Source organism: Xanthobacter oligotrophicus (genome assembly GCF_008364685.1).
GTDB classification, from domain to species: Bacteria; Pseudomonadota; Alphaproteobacteria; order Rhizobiales; family Xanthobacteraceae; genus Xanthobacter; species Xanthobacter oligotrophicus.
In genome coordinates this window covers 26904-44386 of the sequence record NZ_VTTL01000016.1, presented here as the reverse complement: position 1 = coordinate 44386, position 17483 = coordinate 26904, and the positions used below count along the sequence as shown (strand labels likewise).

The window sequence follows — 17483 nt, the reverse complement described above, 5'->3', positions numbered from 1 at the left end:
TAAAGTACAGGGTCGCGCCACGGATCAAGGAACCGACGAGGCGAGCAGGTGGCCGCGCCGATCACGACAATGCCTCCACACGCCTCGCCATGGCGAGGCCCCACGGGATGTCTTCAAATGCCGTGCCCATGTGGACCCCAGGAGTTGCCGGGTTCCGCTCACAGGCGAAGACGTCCTCCCATGTCGGCGCCATTGCTTCACGCGACGCAGTACCCGCTCCAGCGGAAACGCGTCAGCGGGCCTGCGCCAGAGTTGGCTCCCCACTGGACGTCGGATGCGGGCGAGAATCGGTGAACTTGTCATAGTGGACGTTACCGATGTCGACCCCCGCTTTCGTGAGCACCGTCACCGCATGGTCGATCATGGGCGGGGGGCCGCACATGTAGGCATGGGCGCGCGGGCTATCCTCGCCCAGGACGGAGGGGAGAACGCCCTCCAGCACATCGGTGACGAAGCCGCGGTGCCCGGACCAAGTCGACTCCTCCGGTTCGGCGCTCAGCACGGGGACGAACCGAAAATCGGCGAGCCAGGTCTGCGCCAACGTCTCAATCTCCACCGTTTTGTAGAGGTCGGCACGAGTCCTCGCGCCGAACAGCAGAACGCAGGGTCGCCGGATGTTGTTCTTGCGCGCATCCAGCAACAAACTCATCAACGGAGCGAGGCCGCTGCCGCCGGCGACGCAAACCATGGGTCCGTCTCCAGGGCGGAGAAAGAAACCTCCGTGCGGCCCTTCCACTTCAATGGGAAGCGCATCAAACGCACCCGCGAACAGGGGTTCGGTGAAGGCGCCGCCCGGCGTCCGCCGGATGAAGAACGACACCTCCGAGCGCCCCGCGCGCTCGGGCGGGTCCGCAAAGGAATAGGAACGGGGTGGCACGTCGCCGACACGCAGGGTCGCGAACTGCCCGGCCACATAGCGCATGGGCCGGTCGAGCGCTACCGTTACGGCGAGAATGTCTTGGGTGAGAGGCGTCCTCGCCGTCACTTTGCCATTGAAGGTTTCCGGAGGGGGCGCATCGGCACCCGCAGCGTCCACCTCAAGCACGGCATCCGAGGTCAGCTTGGTCTGGCATGCGAGGATATAGCCCGCATCCAGCTCCTCCTTCGAGAGCGTGTAGCCGAAGTTCATGGCCGGCTTGATGGTGCCCGACACCAGGCGACACTTGCACGATGCGCAGGTTCCCACGGTACAGCTGTGCGGGAAGGCTAAACCCGCCGCGAGGGCCGCCTCCAGGAGTGTCTGCTGCGGCGGTACCTCGACATCGATACCGAAGGGAAGAAGCCTTGCAGTCTTCGCCTCGGCAGCCCCGAACCATTTTTTCCAGAAACCGGCCATGGCAACAATGTCTCTTGGCCACGCGCCGATCAGCTTGCATCGCAAGCTGATCGGATAGCGTGTTCTCTTTCTTAGAGTTGAGAGACGGATTCACCGATCAGGCCCGATCCAACCCGATCGGATCCGGCTCTAGCGGGAGATGGCTGCGGAGAGGAACTGCCGCATGGCCTCGCCGAACGGCGGGCGGATCATGTATTCAGCTTCGATCATCTTGCTCTGGCGGTAGATGGAGCGGGCGTGGCTGAAGTTCAGGAAACCCGCCTTGCCGTGATAGGCCCCGCTCCCAGACGGGCCGACCCCGCCGAAGGGGAGGTTTTCGGCGAAGGCGTGGGTCATCACGTCGTTCACCGTCACGCCGCCGGAGCGGGTGCGGTCGAGGACGCGCTGCTCTTCCTCGCCGCCACCGAAATAATAGAGGGCGAGCGGCGTGGGCTTGCCGTTGACGTAGGAAATCGCCTCGTCGATCGCCCCATAGGTACGCACCGGAAGCAGCGGTCCGAAGATCTCGTCCTGCATGATCTTCATGTCGTCGGTGGCGCCGATTACCAGCGTGGGCGGTATCCGGTAGGAATTCACGTCGAAGGATTCGCCCGCGGGATTCAGCTCGACGAGAGACGCGCCTTTCGCCCGGGCATCGGCCAGATAGCCCTGCAGGCGGTCGAAGTGACGCGCATTGATGATCGAGGTGTAGTCCGGATTGGCTGCGAGCGTCGGGTACATGGCCGCGATCGCCTTGGAAGCCTCCTCGACGAAGCTGTCGACGCGGCCATCCGGCAGAAGCACATAATCCGGCGCAAGACAGATCTGGCCGGCATTCAGGCTCTTGATGGTCATGATGCGCGCCGCGGCATCGGCGATCGACGCGTCGGCGGAGACGATCACCGGGCACTTGCCGCCCAGCTCCAGGGTCACCGGCACCAGATTGTCGGCCGCCGCGCGCATGATGTGCTTGGCCACCGAACCACCGCCGGTAAAGAGCAGGTGGTCGAACGGGAGGCTGGCGAAGGCCTGTGCCACGTCGGCGCCACCCGTCACCACCGCGATCTCGGACGGGTCAAAGGCGGACGCCACCATGCGAGCCATCAGCGCCGACGAGACGGGGGTGAACTCGGACGGCTTGATCAGGCAGCGGTTTCCCGCCGAAACGATGCCGGCGAGCGGAGCGAAGGTCAGGTTGAAAGGAAAATTCCAAGGGCTCATCAGGCCCACCACACCAAGCGGAACGTGCTCCACGCGGGCCTCGGCATCGGGGAAAATGCCTTCATGGAGCTCGGGCCGCATCCATTCGGCGACGCCGGCCTTGGCGAGCTTTAGGGAGCTGACGACGGCGAAGACATCCGCCATCAGGGTTGCTTCGCGACTGCGACCGCCGAAGTCCTCGTTCACCGCATCAGCGATCTCGGACTGGAAGTCCACCATCAGCCCGATGAGCCGGTCAAGCCAGTCCACCCTCTGCGCGGCGCTCAGCGCGCCCGCCGCGAGATGCGCGGCGCGCTGACGCTCAAGAAGTCGCCGCATGTTTTCATGCACATCCATCAGCGTTCCATTCCCCAACGTGGCGAGTACGTTCATCTTTCTTCCCTCGCTCGAATTATTGGCTGTCTGAAAATCCCCACCCGGCCTGTGATGACCCTCCAAACCTTGGCGGCGAAAGCTCAGCATCGCCCCTTTCGCCCGGCGTGCGGCATCGCCTTGCCGGGCGCGCGCAAACCTCCGCCCTCCCGAGGGGGCCGGCGACCGAACTCGAAGCGCCCGGCGATAGGGAATTATGACGGGGCGCGGGGGAATTCAGCCCCGGACCTAAGTACGGCTGGAACGGCGAATCCGTCTCTCATCAAAGAGGTGGAAAGCGCTTCAGGCGTGACGGAAACGCGCCGGCCGCTTCTCGCTAAACGCCAGCATGCCTTCCTTCTGGTCCGCGGTGGCGAACAAAGCATGGAACACCCGGCGCTCGAACAGAAGCCCGTCCGAAAGCCCGACCTCGAAGGCACGGTTGACGCTCTCCTTCGCCGCCAGGAGAGACGGCTTGCCGTAGCTGGCGATGGTCCGTGCCGCCTCCATCGCCTCCGCGAGGTGGCGCTCCACGGGCACCACGCGCGACACCAGACCCGCCTGATCGGCTTCCCCGGCGGTGATCATGCGGCCGGTGAGGATGAGGTCCATGGCCTTGTATTTGCCAATGGCACGGGTGAGGCGCTGCGAGCCGCCCATGCCTGGAATGACGCCGAGCTTGATCTCCGGCTGGCCGAACTTCGCCGTCTCGCTGGCAATGATGAGGTCGCACATCAATGCGAGTTCGCATCCCCCGCCAAGCGCGAAACCGGACACCGCAGCAATGAGGGGCGTGCGGCAGCGGCCCACCGCGTCCCATCCGGCGAACCAGTCTTCAAGCAGCATCTCGACGGCGCTGCGCTCGGCCATCTCCTTGATGTCGGCGCCGGCCGCGAACGCCTTCTCCGACCCGGTGATGACGATGGCGCCCACCTCGATGTCGCGGTCGAGCGCGGTGACGGTCGCCGCCAGGATCCGCATCACCTCCGAGTTGAGCGCATTGAGCGCCTTGGGCCGGTTGAGGCGGATCAACGCGACGCGCCCGTCGCGCGCGACGAGGACCGGCGCCTCCCCGACGGGGTCTGTGCTCGATGGATCGGACATGTCTACTCCCCTTTATCTGTGGCGGGCGTCTTCAGCGCCCTTCGAAGGCTGGCTTCGTCTTCCCCTTCACCGCGCCCATGCCGTTCCAGGCATCCTCCGTCTGCACGCAGCGCACCATCGCGTGCGCCTCCTGCTCCAGCTGGGCCTCCAGACTCCGGGTCGGGCTGTCGAGCAGCAGCGCCCTGATCTCGCCAAAGGCCCGGGTCGGTCCATCAGCCAGCTTCTGTGCCAGAGCGAGCGCCTCTATTTGAAGCCTGTCCTCCTCGACCACGCGGGTTATGAGACCGGCTTCTCGTGCGGCCTGTGCGCTCCAGGTCTCGTTCAGCATCAGAAATTCCGCCGCCCGCCGGGGGCCGACGCGCCGCGGCAGGTAGTGGGAAGTGCCTGAGTCGCCGCAGATACCGATCCCGGTGAAGGCGGCATAGAAGGCGGCCCCCGGCGCCGCGAGCACGAAGTCGGCCGCCGCCGCCAGCGCCACGGCCCCGCCGGCTGCCAGGGCATGCACGGCCATGACCACCGGCGCGCGCATGCGGGCGAAGCGTGCGACCCCCATGTGCAGGTTCGCCGTGGCGGAGAGAACGAAGCGCGGCAGGTCGGCCCGGTCCCGCGTCAGGGATTGCAGGTCGCCGCCGACACTGAAGAAGCGTCCCTTGGCGTCGATGAGCACTGCGCGAACAGCGGGGTCGCTCGCGCACGCCGTGGCAATCGCGTTGAATTCCGCGCAGAAGCGCTCGTCGAGCGGATTGCCCCGTTCGGGCTGGTTCAGCGTGATGTGCGCCACGCCGTCCTGAATTTCAAAACCGAAGGCCGAAAAGCTCATGACAGGTTCTCCCGCTGCATCAGGCCGTGCGTTGCTGCTTGTCACGATCGGACGCGGCGCGGATGGAGGTGCGAGCCCGCTCCCACTGTTCGGGGGTGAGCTTACTCAGCCCGGCGAAGGTGCTCGGCGCCGCCAGATGGTGCCCACCATCGATGGCGATGGTCTGGCCAGTGAGGAAGTCGCAGCCGTCCGCCATCAGGAAGGCGACGAGGTTCTGCAGTTCGTGGATGGCACCGTGTCGCCCCATGGGAATCTCGTCCGCCTGGGTCGCGCCCACCGAGGCTTCGGGGATGGGGTTCAGCTTCTCCCACGCTCCTTCAGTGGGGAAGGGACCAGGCGCAGTGGCATTGAGACGGATGCCGTAGGGCGCCCATTCCACCGCCAGCGACATGGTCATGGCGTGGAGCGCCGCCTTGGACATGGCGGAGGGCACCACATAGGCCGAGCCGGTCCACACCCAGGTGACAAGATTGCTGACGATGGAACCGCCGAGCCCCTGGGCGATCCAGCGCTTCCCCAGCTCCAAGGTGGTATAGAAGCTGCCATCCATGACGGTGGAGCGGATGGCCTCATAGCCGCGCGGCGACAGATCCTTGGTGGGCGCGATGAAGTTCGCGGCGGCGTTGTTGAGAAGCCCGGTGAGCGGGCCGTCGCGCCAGATCTCGTCGAGCATGGTTTCGATCTGCGCCGGCTCGCGCAGATTGCAGACCATGGGAACGATGGTGCCGCCATGAACCGCGCGAATGGCATCGGCGGCCTCGGTGAGCACCGCTTCGCGCCGACCGCAGATATAGACGGCGGCCCCGTGGGACACGAGGGCCTCGGAAATGGCGCGGCCAAGGCCCGTGCCTCCTCCGGTCACGAGGATGCGCTTGCCGTCGAGCACGCCTGATCGGAACGGTGTCGTCATTCTTTCCTCCCCTCCGCGACAGTGCGGGCCGCGGCGCCCGGCCTTTTTTCTCACCGGGCACGTCCAACGGAGCGTGCAATGCCGGGTCAGAAGGCCACCTTGTCGCCGCCCTTGAGCTTCAGGATCTCGCGCGCCTCGTCGGGGGTGGCGATCTCGAGTCCCAGCCCTTCGATGATCTGCCGCACCTGCCGCACCTGCTCGGCGTTGCTCTCTGCGAGCTTGCTGCGGCCGAGCCACAGGCTGTCCTCGAGGCCCACCCGAACGTGGCCGCCCATGGCGGCCGCCATGGCGGCAACCGGCATCTGGGCACGGCCGGCGGCAAGCACCGACCAGCGGTAATTGTCCCCGAAGAGGCGGTCGGCGGTGCGCTTCATGTGCATCACGTCGTCCGGATGGGAGCCGATGCCGCCCAGAAGGCCGAAGCAGGTCTGGATGAAGAGCGGCGCCTTCACCAGGCCCTCGGTCCAGAAATAATGCAGGTTGTAGAGATGGCTGGTGTCGTAGCACTCAAACTCGTAGCGGGTGCCGGTCTCGTTCAAGGTCTCCAGCGCGTAGCGGATGTCCTTGAACGAATTGCGGAAGACGAGGTCGTGGGAGCCTTCCAGCATGGCCGGCTCCCATGCGTGCTTGAAGTCCTTGTAGCGCTTCAGCATGGGGAAGAGGCCGAAGTTCATGGAGCCCATGTTGAGGCTCGCCACTTCCGGCTTCCACACGGCCGCGGGGCGCACCCGCTCTTCCACGCTCATATAGGGCGAGCCGCCGGTGGTGAGGTTCACCACCACGTTCGAGGCCTGCTTGATGGCGCGCAGGAAGGGCTCGAACGCCTCCGGCGACTGGTCGGGCCGCCCGTCCTGCGGGTTTCGCGCATGCAGATGGACGATGGCCGCCCCCGCCTCAGCCGCACCAATGGCGGATTCGGCAATTTCCGCTGCCGTCACGGGAAGATAGGGCGACATGGATGGGGTATGGATCGATCCCGTCACCGCACAGGAAATGACGACTTTCGCGGACATGCCGCTCCTCCCGATTGTACTGGTCTTCTTGTTGTCCGTCCGTGGCGGCCGCTTCCCCCGCCCGCCTCACCCGTGCCGAAAATGGCACCCCGTCCCCAAAGGAGGGGGACGGGGTGAGGAGGCCTCAGGTGAACTTGTGGAAGTCCGGCACGCGCTTCTCGTTGAAGGCGGCGACGCCTTCCTTGGATTCCGGCGTGTCGTAGTAGAGCTTCACCGCATGCAGCGCGAAGTTGCTGATGCCGCGGATGTTGTCGGAATCCGCGTTGAACGAGCGCTTGGCCAGCGCCAGCGCCGTGGGCGAGCGCTGGGCCAGCTTGTCGGTCCAGTCCTTCACCGCTGCGTCGAGTTCCGCCGCCGGCACCACCTTGTTGACAAGCCCCATCTCGTGCGCCTGCTGGGCGGTGTAGCGATCATTGATGAACCACATCTCGCGGGCGCGCTTGTCGCCGATGTGACGGGCGAGGAAGGCGGTGCCCCAGCCGGCGTCCACCGATCCGACCTTGGGGCCAACCTGGCCGAACTGCGCCGTGTCGGCTGCGATGGTGAGGTCACACAAGGTGGCGAGCACGTTGCCGCCGCCGATGGCGAAGCCGTTCACCCGGGCGATGACCGGCTTCGGCACGTCGCGGATCAGGGCCTGCAGCTCGTCGATGGGAAGGCCCACCACACCGCGCCCGTCATACTGACCCGAATGGGCGGACTGGTCACCGCCGGTGCAGAACGCCTTGTCGCCGGCGCCGGTCAGCACGATGCTGGAGACGCCGCGGTCGTTGGCGGCGAGGTGGAAGGCCTTGATCAACTCTTCCAAAGTCTGGCCGCGGAACGCGTTGTAGACCTTGGGACGATTGATGATGATCCAGGCCGCCCGATCGCGCACCTCGTAGATCACGTCTTCGAAGGGAATGCTCATCTGTCACGTTCCGGTTTTTGGGTGGGCGACCCGGCTCAGACGGCCGAGACCACACCCGGGGGAATGTCGAAGCCGAGATCGGCCCGCGGCCGGCCCAGCGTGAAGATCGCGTCGACGCGGGTGACTACCGCCCCGTCCACCTGCATGATCCCGTCGCCGAACAGGAGGCTCTTCGTCCGGCGCAGCAGCCGCCCATTGAGTTCCACCCACGACCCGAGGGGCACAGGGGCGAGATAGTCGATGGACAGCGTCACGGTCGGCGTGGAAAAGTCGGTCGCGCCAGCAACGTGCCGGACGATCACGGCGAGATAATCGGCAAAGGCCGCGAGCGCGCCGCCATGGCAGACGCCGGACGGGTTGAGGTGCCGCTCCTCCACCCGGAACCCGAGCACAGGCGCACCTTCGCCCATGCGGACGAAATAGGGTCCGGTGAGCCCACTGAAGCCGAGATGGCCGGCAAACAGGGGCTCGTAACCGTTCGGCGGAGCGGGCAATTGCGGTGCCATGCGTCAGATCATGTTCATGCCGCCGGAGACCGAAATGGTCTGGCCGGTGATGTAGGCGGCATCCTCCGACGCCAGGAAGGCGACGATGCCGGCATAGTCCTCGGGCTCGCCCATGCGTTTCAGCGGAATGCCCCGCACCATGGCGTCCTTCCACTTCACGGCCTGGTCTCCTTCTCCCAGCACCGCCGCCATCATGGGGGTGTTGGTGGGGCCGGGGCACACCACGTTGAGCAGCACGTTCTTACGGGCGAGTTCGCGGGCCACAGACTTGGTGAAGGAGATGAGCCCGCCCTTGCACGCGGAATAAACCGCCTCATCGCTGGTGCCCACGCGTGCGGCGTCCGAGGCGATGTTGACCACGCGACCTTCGCCACGCTCCGACATGCGGGCGCACACGGCATGGTGCAGGTTCAAAGGCCCGTGAAGGTTGATCCGGATGATCTTCTCCCACAAGGCGGTATCGGTTTTCAGGAACGGCATGGGGCGATCCCAGCCGGCGTTGTTCACCAGCACCCAGATCGGACCGAGATCCTGCTCGACCGCGGCGACCGCGGACTGGACGGCGCCATAATCACCCACATCGACGGAATAAATCTTCACCACCGCGTCGCCGGCGAGCCTGGCGGTCTCCTCGGCGGCGGCCGGATTGATGTCGAACAGCGCGAGCTTGCACCCCTCCGCTGCGAGCCGCAGCGCCAATGCGCGCCCGATACCCTGTCCGCCGCCGGTCACCAGCGCGACCTTTCCGGACAGGCCGCGCAGTCCCGTTGCCTCAACCATGAGAATGTCTCCCTTCGTGATCTTGGATCGTCGGCGCCTTATCGGCACCGTCGCTTCTTTTTCCGGATCGCTGAGCGTTCGGCGCAGCGAGGTCAATGTCCTTTGGGATGGGTCCGGCGATATTCGGCGAACATCTGCCGCGAGATGATGAGCTTCATGATCTCGATGGACCCGCCGGCGATCTTGACGATGCGCGCATCCGCATAGGCCCGGGCGATGGGGTATTCCCACATGTAGCCCCAGCCGCCGAAGAGCTGCAGGCACTCGTCCACGGTCTCGCAATGCAGGTTGGCCGTGTACATCTTGGCCATGGCCGCATCGACGGCATCGAGCCGCCCTTCCATGAACAGCTCGATGCACTTGTCGGTGAAGACGCGCGCCAGCGTCGCCTTGGTCTTCAGGTCAGCAAGCTTGAACTGGGTGTTCTGGAAATCGGCGATGGTCTGGCCGAACGCCTTGCGCTCCGCGGTATAGGCGACGGTGTAGTCGATCACCGTCTCGGTCACCATGGCGGAGCGGATCGCCTGCGCGAGGCGCTCCTGCGGCAGCTTCGTCATCATGAGCTCGAAGCCGCGCCCCTCCTGCCCCAAAATGTTGGTGGCTGGAATCCGCACGTTGTCAAAGAAGAGCTCGGAGGTGTCCTGCGCCTTCATGCCGAGCTTGTCGAGGTTGCGGCCGCGGGTGAAGCCGGGGCGATCGCCCTCCACCAGGAACAGGGTGACGCCCTTGGCGCCCGCCTCCGAATCCGTTTTGGTGGCGAGGACCAGAACGTCGCACAGCTGGCCGTTGGAAATGAATACCTTCTGGCCGTTGATGACGAAGTCGTCGCCGTCCCGGACCGCGCGGGTGCGAATGGCCTTGAGGTCGCTGCCGGCATGCGGCTCGGTCATGCCGAGGGACCCGATGGCCTCGCCACGCACCATCTTCGGCAGCCAGGTCTTTTTCTGTTCCTCCGTCCCAAAGGACAGGATGTAGGTGGCCACAAGATCCGTATGGATTAGAAAGCCGGGGCCGCTCGCGCCCACCCGCCAAAGCTCCTCGAACACGATCACGTCAAAAATGTAATCAGCACCCAATCCACCGTATTCTTCGGGAACCGTGCAGCACAGAAGTCCTTCCTTGCCCGCCTTGAGCCAAAGCTCACGCGGAACGATTCCATCCTTTTCCCATTTTTCGTGAAACGGAACGATCTCTCTTTCTACGAAACGACGGACCGTCTCGCGGAAAATATTGTGATCCTCCCCGAACAGGGTTCTTTCGATCATTATGGACCTCGCTCGAGGCGCTGAGGTGATGCGCAGGCCCACGCTAATCAGCCTCCCTCAGCGTGGCAAGGAAAAAATTACGTTAGCATATCGTATGCTATCGAACTATTTTCTTGCATACCGTCCTATGGCGGCCTATCGTCCTCGGCAATCCAGCGGAACAGCAGGCTTAGGGGAGGTTCGTCTCGGAATGATGGGTCGGTCAATCGCCGGCGTCGGGGGCTACCTGCCCCTGCTCCGGCTGAGCCGCAAGGCGGCCAATGCAGCTTTGAAATGGTCCGGCCTGTCCGGCCCGCGGGAGGGCTTCCGCGCCGTCGCCCGCTGGGACGAGGATCCGGTGACGCTCGCCGTCGAGGCGGCACGCGTGGCCCTCGACGGCGCACCGGCACCCGACAAGGTGATCTTCGCCTCCACCTCCGCCCCCTTCTTCGAGCGGAGCCATGCGGCCATGCTCGTGGATGCGTTGTCGCTGTCCCGCTCGACCGTCGCCTTCGACGTCGCCGGCTCCCGCCGTGGCGCGGTTTCCGCACTCCTGATGGCGCTCGAAGGCACAGGTACCGGCCTCGTCACCGCGGGTGAACGGCGCCCGACGCAAGCGGGCAGCGGCGCTCAGCTCGCCTATGGCGACGGCGGTGCGGCGTGCATCGTGGCAGACAAGGGCGCAGCCCGGCTTCTCGCCGCTGCCAGCCTCTCCCATGATTTCGCGGACATCTACGCCTCGCGCGAGCATCCCACCCCCTATGCCGCCGAGGAGCGCTTCGTCCGCGACGTAGCGGTGGCGGAGCTGATCGCCCCAGTGGTGCGCGAGGCCTGCCGCAAGGCGAAGATCGCGGCTGGAGAAATCGCGCTGAGCGCCGTCGTTGAACCCGCCTCCGGCGCCTACAAGGCCCTCGCGGGACGACTCGGACTCACCGCCCCGAACGTGGCGACGGATCTCGCCGCGCAAGCGGGGGATCTCGGTGCCGCTCATCCGCTCTTCGCGCTGGCCCTCGCCTTCGACCGCGCGAAGCCCGGCGATATTGTCCTCCTCGCCGGCTTCGGCAGTGGCTGCGACGCGCTGCTGTTCCAGGTGGAGCGGGAGGTGCCGGGCGCCCGGGCAGTGGCTGAAGCCCTCACCCACGGCGCCCCGTTCTCCGACTATGTCCGCTTCCTGAACCTGTCCGGTGCCGTCGATCTCGACTGGGGCCCGCGCTCCGAATTCGACCAGAAGGTCGCCGCGCCGGTGCTGGAGCGCTACGGGCGCGACATGATGGGCTTCGTGGGCGGCCGCGACGCCGAGGGTAACGTGCAGTTTCCGAAAAGCCGGATCCCCGTGTCGCCGCACGCCCACGGCCCTGAGCCCCTTGCCGACGTGCGGCTCGCGGACGTGCCCGCCCGCATCGTCTCCCTCACCTCCGACCGGCTGAATTATTGCCCCGACCCACCCTTCGTCTTCGGCCTCGTGCAGTTCGAGAACGGGGCGCGGGTGATGATGGAGTTCACTGATATCGAGGGCCCGCCCCCGGCGGTCGGCGACCCCGTCGCAACGCGCTTCCGCATCAAGGCCATCGACCGGCGACGCGGCTTCCGCACCTATTTCTGGAAGGCGGTGCCCACCGCGCGTCCCACCATGGAGATTCAGTGATGGCAAGCGGAATCCGTGATCGCGTGGTGATCGCCGGCATGGGCTGCACCACCTTCGGCGAGCACTGGAACAAGGGGGCCGAAGACCTCATGGTCGAAGCCTTCGAGGAAGCGGTGGCCGATGCGGGAATCGACCGCGAGGCCATCGAGGCCGCGTGGATCGGCAATGCACTCGACGACATCAACGTGGGCAACAGCGCCCTGCCGCTGGCCTTCGCCCTCAGGCTGAAGACCATTCCCGTCACCCGGGTCGAGAACATGTGCGCCACGGGAACGGAGGCGCTGCGCGCCGCGGTCTATGCGGTAGCGGCGGGCGCGTGCGACGTGGCGCTGGCGCTTGGCGTGGAGAAGCTGAAGGACACGGGCTATGGCGGCCTGCCGCTGCGCACCAAGGGCGTCGCCAACGACCTGTGGATGCCCTACGGCTCGGCGCCCGGCACCTTCGCGCAACTCGCCGGCGCCTATGCGGCGAAGCACGGCATCGATGCCGCAGACCTCAAGCGGGCCATGGCCCACGTCTCGTGGAAGAGCCATGTGAACGGCGCGAAGAGCCCCAAAGCGCACCTGCGCAAGGAGGTCTCCATGGAGACCATCCTCAAGGCGCCGCTCATCGCCGATCCCCTCGGCCTGTTCGACTGCTGCGGGGTGTCGGACGGCGCCGCCTGCGCCATCGTCACCACGCCGGATATCGCCCGGGGGCTTGGAAAGGGGCTTGGAAAGAGCGGCCTCGTCACCGTCAAGGCCATCCAGCTCTCCGCCAGCAACGGCTGGGAAAGCCAGTACGGCGAGTGGGACGGCTCCTATGTGCGCAACACCCGCGAGGCGGCGCGCCGGGCCTATGCCGAGGCCGGGGTGCGCGATCCCCGCGGCGAGATCAGCCTCACGGAAGTGCATGACTGCTTCTCGGTAACCGAACTCGTCACCATGGAAGACCTCGGCCTGTCCGAGGAGGGCCGTGCCCCCGCCGATATTCTCGACGGCAGGTTCGACGGCTCCGGCGCCATTCCCTGCCAGGTGGACGGCGGGCTGAAGTGCTTCGGCCACCCCGTCGGCGCCTCCGGGCTGCGCATGGCCTATGAGGTCTACAACCAGCTGCTCGGCCGGGCCGGAGCGCGGCAGCTCGGCAAGGTGGATTTCGGCCTCACCCACAATCTCGGCGGCGCTCCTTACAGCAGCGTTGCGGCGGTCTCCATCCTCGGTCGCCTCGGCTGAGGAACGGGCTTTCGGAGCGGACCCGAACTAAAGGACGGTTCTAGTCCCTCGAGGGCAGTATGATTCTCAGAATGGAAGGAAAGCGCCCGTGATGCTTTCCGCCCAGGAGGCGAGGGAACATCTATGAATACGTCTGCACGTGTCGCCTGTATTTTTATTATCGTCACCCTCACCATTTACTACATTTACTGTTGGATATTCGGTGAGGCATTGGGCAATGCTGTGTATACATGGCAGGTGCCGTGGGGCATATACGTCTGGCTGGATGTCTATTACGGCTTCATCCTGATGGCCACGCTGATCTATGCCTACGAGCGCCACCTCGGCCTGACGCTTCTGATCTTCTTCATCATGTGCTGGACGGGCAACATGATCGCCGCGGCCTGGCTGCTGTGGCGCGCCCCTGACATCTACGACCGCATCGCCCATCCGAGGACACCGGCATGAACGCGCATTCACCCGCCAAGTCCCCGCGCGAAGCGGACCTCGACGCCATCCGCGAAGGCGTCCGCGCCGTGGTCAGCCGGTTCGACGACGAATACTGGCTCGCCCGCGACGAAGACGGAAAGTTCCCCTTCGAATTCCACCGTGCCATGGCCGAGGGCGGCTGGCTCGGCATCACCATGCCGGAGGAGTTCGGCGGCGCCGGCCTCGGCGTGACCGAGGCGGCGGTGATGATGCACGAGGTGGCAAGCCACGGCGGCGGCATGAGCGCCACGTCCGCGGTGCACATCAACCTGTTCGGGCCCCATCCCATCGTGGTGAAGGGCACGCCGGAGCAGAAGGCGCGCTGGGTGCCACGGCTCATCGCCGGCCAGGACCAGGTGTGCTTCGGCTTCACCGAGCCGGATGCCGGCCTCGACACCACCCGCATCAAGACCTTCGCCCGGAAGGTGGACGGCGGCTACCGGGTGAACGGGCAGAAGGTGTGGACCTCCACCGCGCAGGTGGCCAACAAGATCATGCTGCTCACGCGCACCACCCGCTACGAGGACTGCGCCAAGCCCACGGACGGCATCTCCATCTTCTACACCGACCTCGACCGCACCCATATCGACGTGCGCCGGATCCCGAAGATGGGCCGCAAGGCGGTGGATTCCAACGCCATCTTCATCGACGACCTGTTCATCCCCGAGGAGGACCGGATCGGCGAGGAGGGCAAGGGCTTCGCCACCATCCTGCACAGCCTGAACCCCGAGCGCGTGCTTATCGCCGCGGAGGCCATCGGCATCGGCCAGGACGCGCTGCGGCGGGCAACGAAATATGCCAGGGAACGCGTGGTGTTCGGTCGTCCCATCGGCCAGAACCAGGGCATCCAGCATCCGCTCGCAGAGCGTTGGATGTATCTGGAATCCGCCTGGCTCATGGCCATGCGGGCGGCCGAGCTCTACGACGCGGGCCGGCCCTGTGGAGCGGAAGCCAATGCGGCCAAGTTCCTCGGCGCCCGCGCCGGGCACGACGCCGCCTGGCAGGCCATCGCCACCCACGGGGGCTTCGGCTACGCCAAGGAATATCACGTGGAGCGCCTCTACCGCGAAGTGGCGGTGACGCGCCTCGCGCCCATCACCGAGCAGCTCATCATGAGCTTCATCGGCGAGAAGGTGCTCGACCTGCCCAAGAGCTACTGAGCGCAGATGCCGCTGAGCCGGGCGCACCGAGCCGGCCAGCCCAGACGTAATCGAGGAGAGGACAACGCCATGGGTGTCATGGATGGCAAGGTCGCGCTGGTGACCGGCGCGGGGCGCGGCATCGGCCGCGGCATCGCGCTGGAGTTCGCGGCGGCCGGAGCGGCGGTGGTGATCAACGATCTCGGGGTTTCGCTCTCCGGCGGCGACACCGCGGACAGTCCGGCCGAGCAGGTGGCGACGGAGATCCGTTCCACCGGTGGGCAGGCGGTGGCCAACACGGATTCGGTCGCCTCGTGGGATGGCGCCCATGCCATGATCGATGCCGCCGTAAAGGCGTTCGGACGCATCGATGCGGTGGTGAACAATGCCGGCAACCTGCGCGACGCCCTGTTTCACAAGATGACCGAAGATGAGTTCGATGCCGTGGTCGCCGTGCACCTGAAGGGCACCTTCAACGTCAGCCGCGCTGCCGCGCCCCACTTCAGGGCGCAGAATTCGGGCGCCTACATCCACATGACTTCCACCTCCGGCCTGATCGGGAATTTCGGCCAGGCCAACTACGCGGCGGCCAAGCTCGGCATCACGGCCCTGTCCAAGTCCATCGCCCTCGACATGCAGCGCTTCAACGTCCGCTCCAACGCCGTGGCGCCATTCGCCTGGACGCGCATGATCGATTCCATCCCCACCGACACGCCGGAACAGCAAAGGCGTGTGGAGGGGCTGAAGAAGCTGGTGCCCGAGCGCATCGCCCCGTTCGTGGTGGCTCTTGCCAGCGATGCCGGGGCGGGGGTGACCGGGCAGGTCTTCGGTGTGCGCAACAACGAGATCTTCCTGTTCTCCCAGCCCCGCCCGATCCGCTCCGCCCACACCGCCGAGGGCTGGACGCCGGAGAGCATCGCCGAGCGCGTCTTCCCCATGTTCGAGAAGAATTTCTTTCCCCTCGATCGTTCCGGCGACGTGTTCACCTGGGACCCGGTGTGACGCCATGGCAATCGTGCCCGAGCGGATCCTTGCCCATTCGTTCCCCGAGGTCCGCCACGCTTATGTGGAACGTGACGCGATCCTTTACGCCCTCGGCCTTGGCCTTGGGACCGATCCGCTGAACGAAAAAGACCTCGACCACCTGTTGGAAACGCGGCTGAAGGTGCTGCCCACCATGGCGGCCACCCTCGCTTCCCCGGGCATGTGGGTGCGCGATCCGGCCCTTGGCATCGATGTGGTGAAGCTGGTGCATTCGGCGCAGGCCGCCACCTTCCACCGGCCCTTGCCCCCAAAGGCCGAGGTGGTAGGCCGGGCGCGCATCGCCGCGCTGGCGGATCGCGGCGCGGGGCGCGGCGCCGTGTTGGTGGTGGAGCGGGAGATCCGCGATACCACCTCGCAGGACCTCTACTGCACCCTTGCACAGACGCTGCTGCTGCGCGGCGACGGCGGCTACGGCGGCCCGCCGCCCACGAAGGAAGACGAGCCGGCCCGCCCCGAAGCTGCCCCGAATGTGCTGATCGAGCTGCCGACCTCGCCGCGATCCGCCCTCATCTACCGCCTGTCGGGGGACTGGAATCCGCTTCACGCCGATCCGGCCGTGGCTCGCAAAGCGGGCTTCGAGCGGCCGATCCTGCACGGTCTCGCCTCCTACGGGATGGCGGGGGTCGCCCTCTGCCGCGCCCTCGGGCGCAGGTCCGAAGCCCTCCGCAGCCTCGCAATGCGCTTCACCGGCGTGGTGGTGCCGGGCGACACGCTGTGCTTCGCCATCTGGCATCACGGCTCCACGACACACTTCGAAGCCTGCGTGGACGACCGGGTCGTCCTCGGCAAGGGACATGCGACCTGGGAGGACAATCCATGATCGGCGACGCCACACTTGGTGCGAAGTTGAAGGCACGCCTCAGCCTGCCGGTCTTCGGCGGCCCCATGTTCATCGCCTCGACGCCCGCTCTGGTGATCGCCCAGTGCACCGCCGGCGTCCTCGGCGCCATACCCGCGCTCAACCTGCGCTCCAGCGCGGCGCTCGACGCCGCGATATCCGACATCAAGTCGGCCCTGGCGGCCCATGATGCGGCCCACCCGGAGCGCCCCGCCACCCCCTTCGCGGTGAACCTCGTCGCCCATCCCAGCAACGACCGCCGCCATGCGGACCTGGAGGTGATCCTGCGCCACGAGGTGCCGGTGCTCATCGTCAGCCTCGCCGCTCCCGATGATGTGGTCGCCCGCGTCCACGCCTATGGCGGCCTCGTCTTCTGCGACGTGGCAGCCGACCGCCACGCCCGCAAATGCGCGGATGCGGGAGTTGACGGGCTGGTGGCGGTCTGTGCCGGGGCCGGTGGGCACACCGGCCGCCTCTCGCCCTTCGCCTTCGTCCAGGAGGTGCGGGAGTGGTGGCAGGGACCGCTCTCCCTCGCCGGCTGCATCGCCACCGGCTCCTCCATCCTCGCGGCGGAGGCCATGGGGGCGGATTTCGCCACCATCGGCTCGCCCTTCCTCGCTTCGGAGGAGGCGAACACGCAACCCGGCTTCAAGCAGATGGTGGTCGACAGCGCCGCCAAGGACGTAATCGTCACCAACTGCTTCACCGGGGTCGATGCCACCTTCCTGCGGCCGTCGCTGAAAGCCAACGGCCTTGATCCGGACCAGTTGGTCCGCCGGGCCGGAGACGCCGTCAGCATCAAGGACGGCGGATCGAACGCGAAGGCGTGGCGCGACATCTGGAGCGCGGGCCAGGGCATCGGAGCGGTGAGGCGGTCCGAGCCGGCGGCCGCCTTCATCGCGGAGCTCGCCCGCGACTATGCGGCCGCGCGCGCGGCCTTCGCCGCCCGGCTCAACGCCTGAAC

Annotated in this window: 17 protein-coding genes; 7 read left to right on the top strand and 10 right to left on the bottom strand. The window is 66.2% G+C overall.

All coding sequences use genetic code 11. The features are described 5' to 3' along the window. Window positions 1–232: 232 nt before the first annotated feature. The 10 genes from FZ033_RS22645 to FZ033_RS22600 all read right to left on the bottom strand — a co-directional run bounded on the left by FZ033_RS22645 (window position 233) and on the right by FZ033_RS22600 (window position 10237). Complete coding sequence (locus FZ033_RS22645; RefSeq protein WP_149578325.1) at window positions 233–1336, bottom strand: 2Fe-2S iron-sulfur cluster-binding protein; 1104 nt, start codon at window positions 1334–1336, stop codon at window positions 233–235. 129 nt (window positions 1337–1465) lie between these two features. Further along, window positions 1466–2908 (bottom strand): coniferyl aldehyde dehydrogenase, encoded by a 1443-nt coding sequence (locus FZ033_RS22640; RefSeq protein ID WP_149578351.1) that lies wholly within the window; start codon window positions 2906–2908, stop codon window positions 1466–1468. Window positions 2909–3190: 282 nt separating this feature from the next. After that, window positions 3191–3991: an enoyl-CoA hydratase gene (locus FZ033_RS22635; protein WP_149578324.1), complete on the bottom strand. Its 801-nt coding sequence runs from the start codon at window positions 3989–3991 to the stop codon at window positions 3191–3193. 31 nt (window positions 3992–4022) lie between these two features. Beyond that, entirely contained in the window at window positions 4023–4811 is a 789-nt protein-coding gene (locus FZ033_RS22630) for an enoyl-CoA hydratase/isomerase family protein (protein WP_149578323.1), read from the bottom strand. A gap of 19 nt (window positions 4812–4830) precedes the next feature. Beyond that, window positions 4831–5721: an SDR family oxidoreductase gene (locus FZ033_RS22625; protein ID WP_149578322.1), complete on the bottom strand. Its 891-nt coding sequence runs from the start codon at window positions 5719–5721 to the stop codon at window positions 4831–4833. An 86-nt stretch (window positions 5722–5807) separates the two neighbouring features. Further along, on the bottom strand, window positions 5808–6734 hold the full coding sequence (locus FZ033_RS22620; protein ID WP_149578321.1) for a BKACE family enzyme: 927 nt from the start codon (window positions 6732–6734) through the stop codon (window positions 5808–5810). Window positions 6735–6858: 124 nt separating this feature from the next. Continuing rightward, window positions 6859–7638, bottom strand: coding sequence for an enoyl-CoA hydratase-related protein (locus tag FZ033_RS22615; protein ID WP_149578350.1), 780 nt, complete (start codon window positions 7636–7638; stop codon window positions 6859–6861). A 41-nt stretch (window positions 7639–7679) separates the two neighbouring features. Next, on the bottom strand, window positions 7680–8150 hold the full coding sequence (locus tag FZ033_RS22610; RefSeq protein WP_149578320.1) for a PaaI family thioesterase: 471 nt from the start codon (window positions 8148–8150) through the stop codon (window positions 7680–7682). 3 nt (window positions 8151–8153) lie between these two features. Next, window positions 8154–8930 carry an SDR family oxidoreductase gene (locus FZ033_RS22605; RefSeq protein WP_210247941.1) on the bottom strand — a complete coding sequence of 259 codons (777 nt, stop codon included), beginning with the start codon at window positions 8928–8930 and terminating at the stop codon, window positions 8154–8156. A gap of 92 nt (window positions 8931–9022) precedes the next feature. Next, window positions 9023–10237: an acyl-CoA dehydrogenase family protein gene (locus FZ033_RS22600; RefSeq protein WP_232847625.1), complete on the bottom strand. Its 1215-nt coding sequence runs from the start codon at window positions 10235–10237 to the stop codon at window positions 9023–9025. A gap of 148 nt (window positions 10238–10385) precedes the next feature. Between FZ033_RS22600 and FZ033_RS22595 the strand changes: the two genes are divergently transcribed. From FZ033_RS22595 to FZ033_RS22565, 7 genes are all read left to right on the top strand, one after another. Further along, window positions 10386–11819: a 3-oxoacyl-[acyl-carrier-protein] synthase III C-terminal domain-containing protein gene (locus FZ033_RS22595; protein ID WP_188079646.1), complete on the top strand. Its 1434-nt coding sequence runs from the start codon at window positions 10386–10388 to the stop codon at window positions 11817–11819. Beyond that, window positions 11819–13030, top strand: coding sequence for an acetyl-CoA acetyltransferase (locus tag FZ033_RS22590; RefSeq protein WP_149578318.1), 1212 nt, complete (start codon window positions 11819–11821; stop codon window positions 13028–13030). The genes FZ033_RS22595 and FZ033_RS22590 overlap by 1 nt, the downstream gene beginning before the upstream one ends. A 210-nt stretch (window positions 13031–13240) precedes the next feature. Then, window positions 13241–13477, top strand: a complete 237-nt coding sequence (locus FZ033_RS22585; RefSeq protein WP_149578317.1) for a hypothetical protein — start codon at window positions 13241–13243, stop codon at window positions 13475–13477. Then, window positions 13474–14658, top strand: a complete 1185-nt coding sequence (locus tag FZ033_RS22580; RefSeq protein WP_149578316.1) for an acyl-CoA dehydrogenase family protein — start codon at window positions 13474–13476, stop codon at window positions 14656–14658. Before FZ033_RS22585 ends, FZ033_RS22580 begins: the two co-directional genes overlap by 4 nt. A gap of 69 nt (window positions 14659–14727) precedes the next feature. After that, complete coding sequence (locus FZ033_RS22575; RefSeq protein WP_149578315.1) at window positions 14728–15639, top strand: SDR family NAD(P)-dependent oxidoreductase; 912 nt, start codon at window positions 14728–14730, stop codon at window positions 15637–15639. Window positions 15640–15643: 4 nt separating this feature from the next. Continuing rightward, window positions 15644–16501, top strand: coding sequence for a MaoC/PaaZ C-terminal domain-containing protein (locus FZ033_RS22570; protein WP_149578314.1), 858 nt, complete (start codon window positions 15644–15646; stop codon window positions 16499–16501). Further along, window positions 16498–17481 (top strand): NAD(P)H-dependent flavin oxidoreductase, encoded by a 984-nt coding sequence (locus FZ033_RS22565; protein ID WP_149578313.1) that lies wholly within the window; start codon window positions 16498–16500, stop codon window positions 17479–17481. The genes FZ033_RS22570 and FZ033_RS22565 overlap by 4 nt, the downstream gene beginning before the upstream one ends. The last annotated feature ends 2 nt before the right edge of the window (window positions 17482–17483 follow it).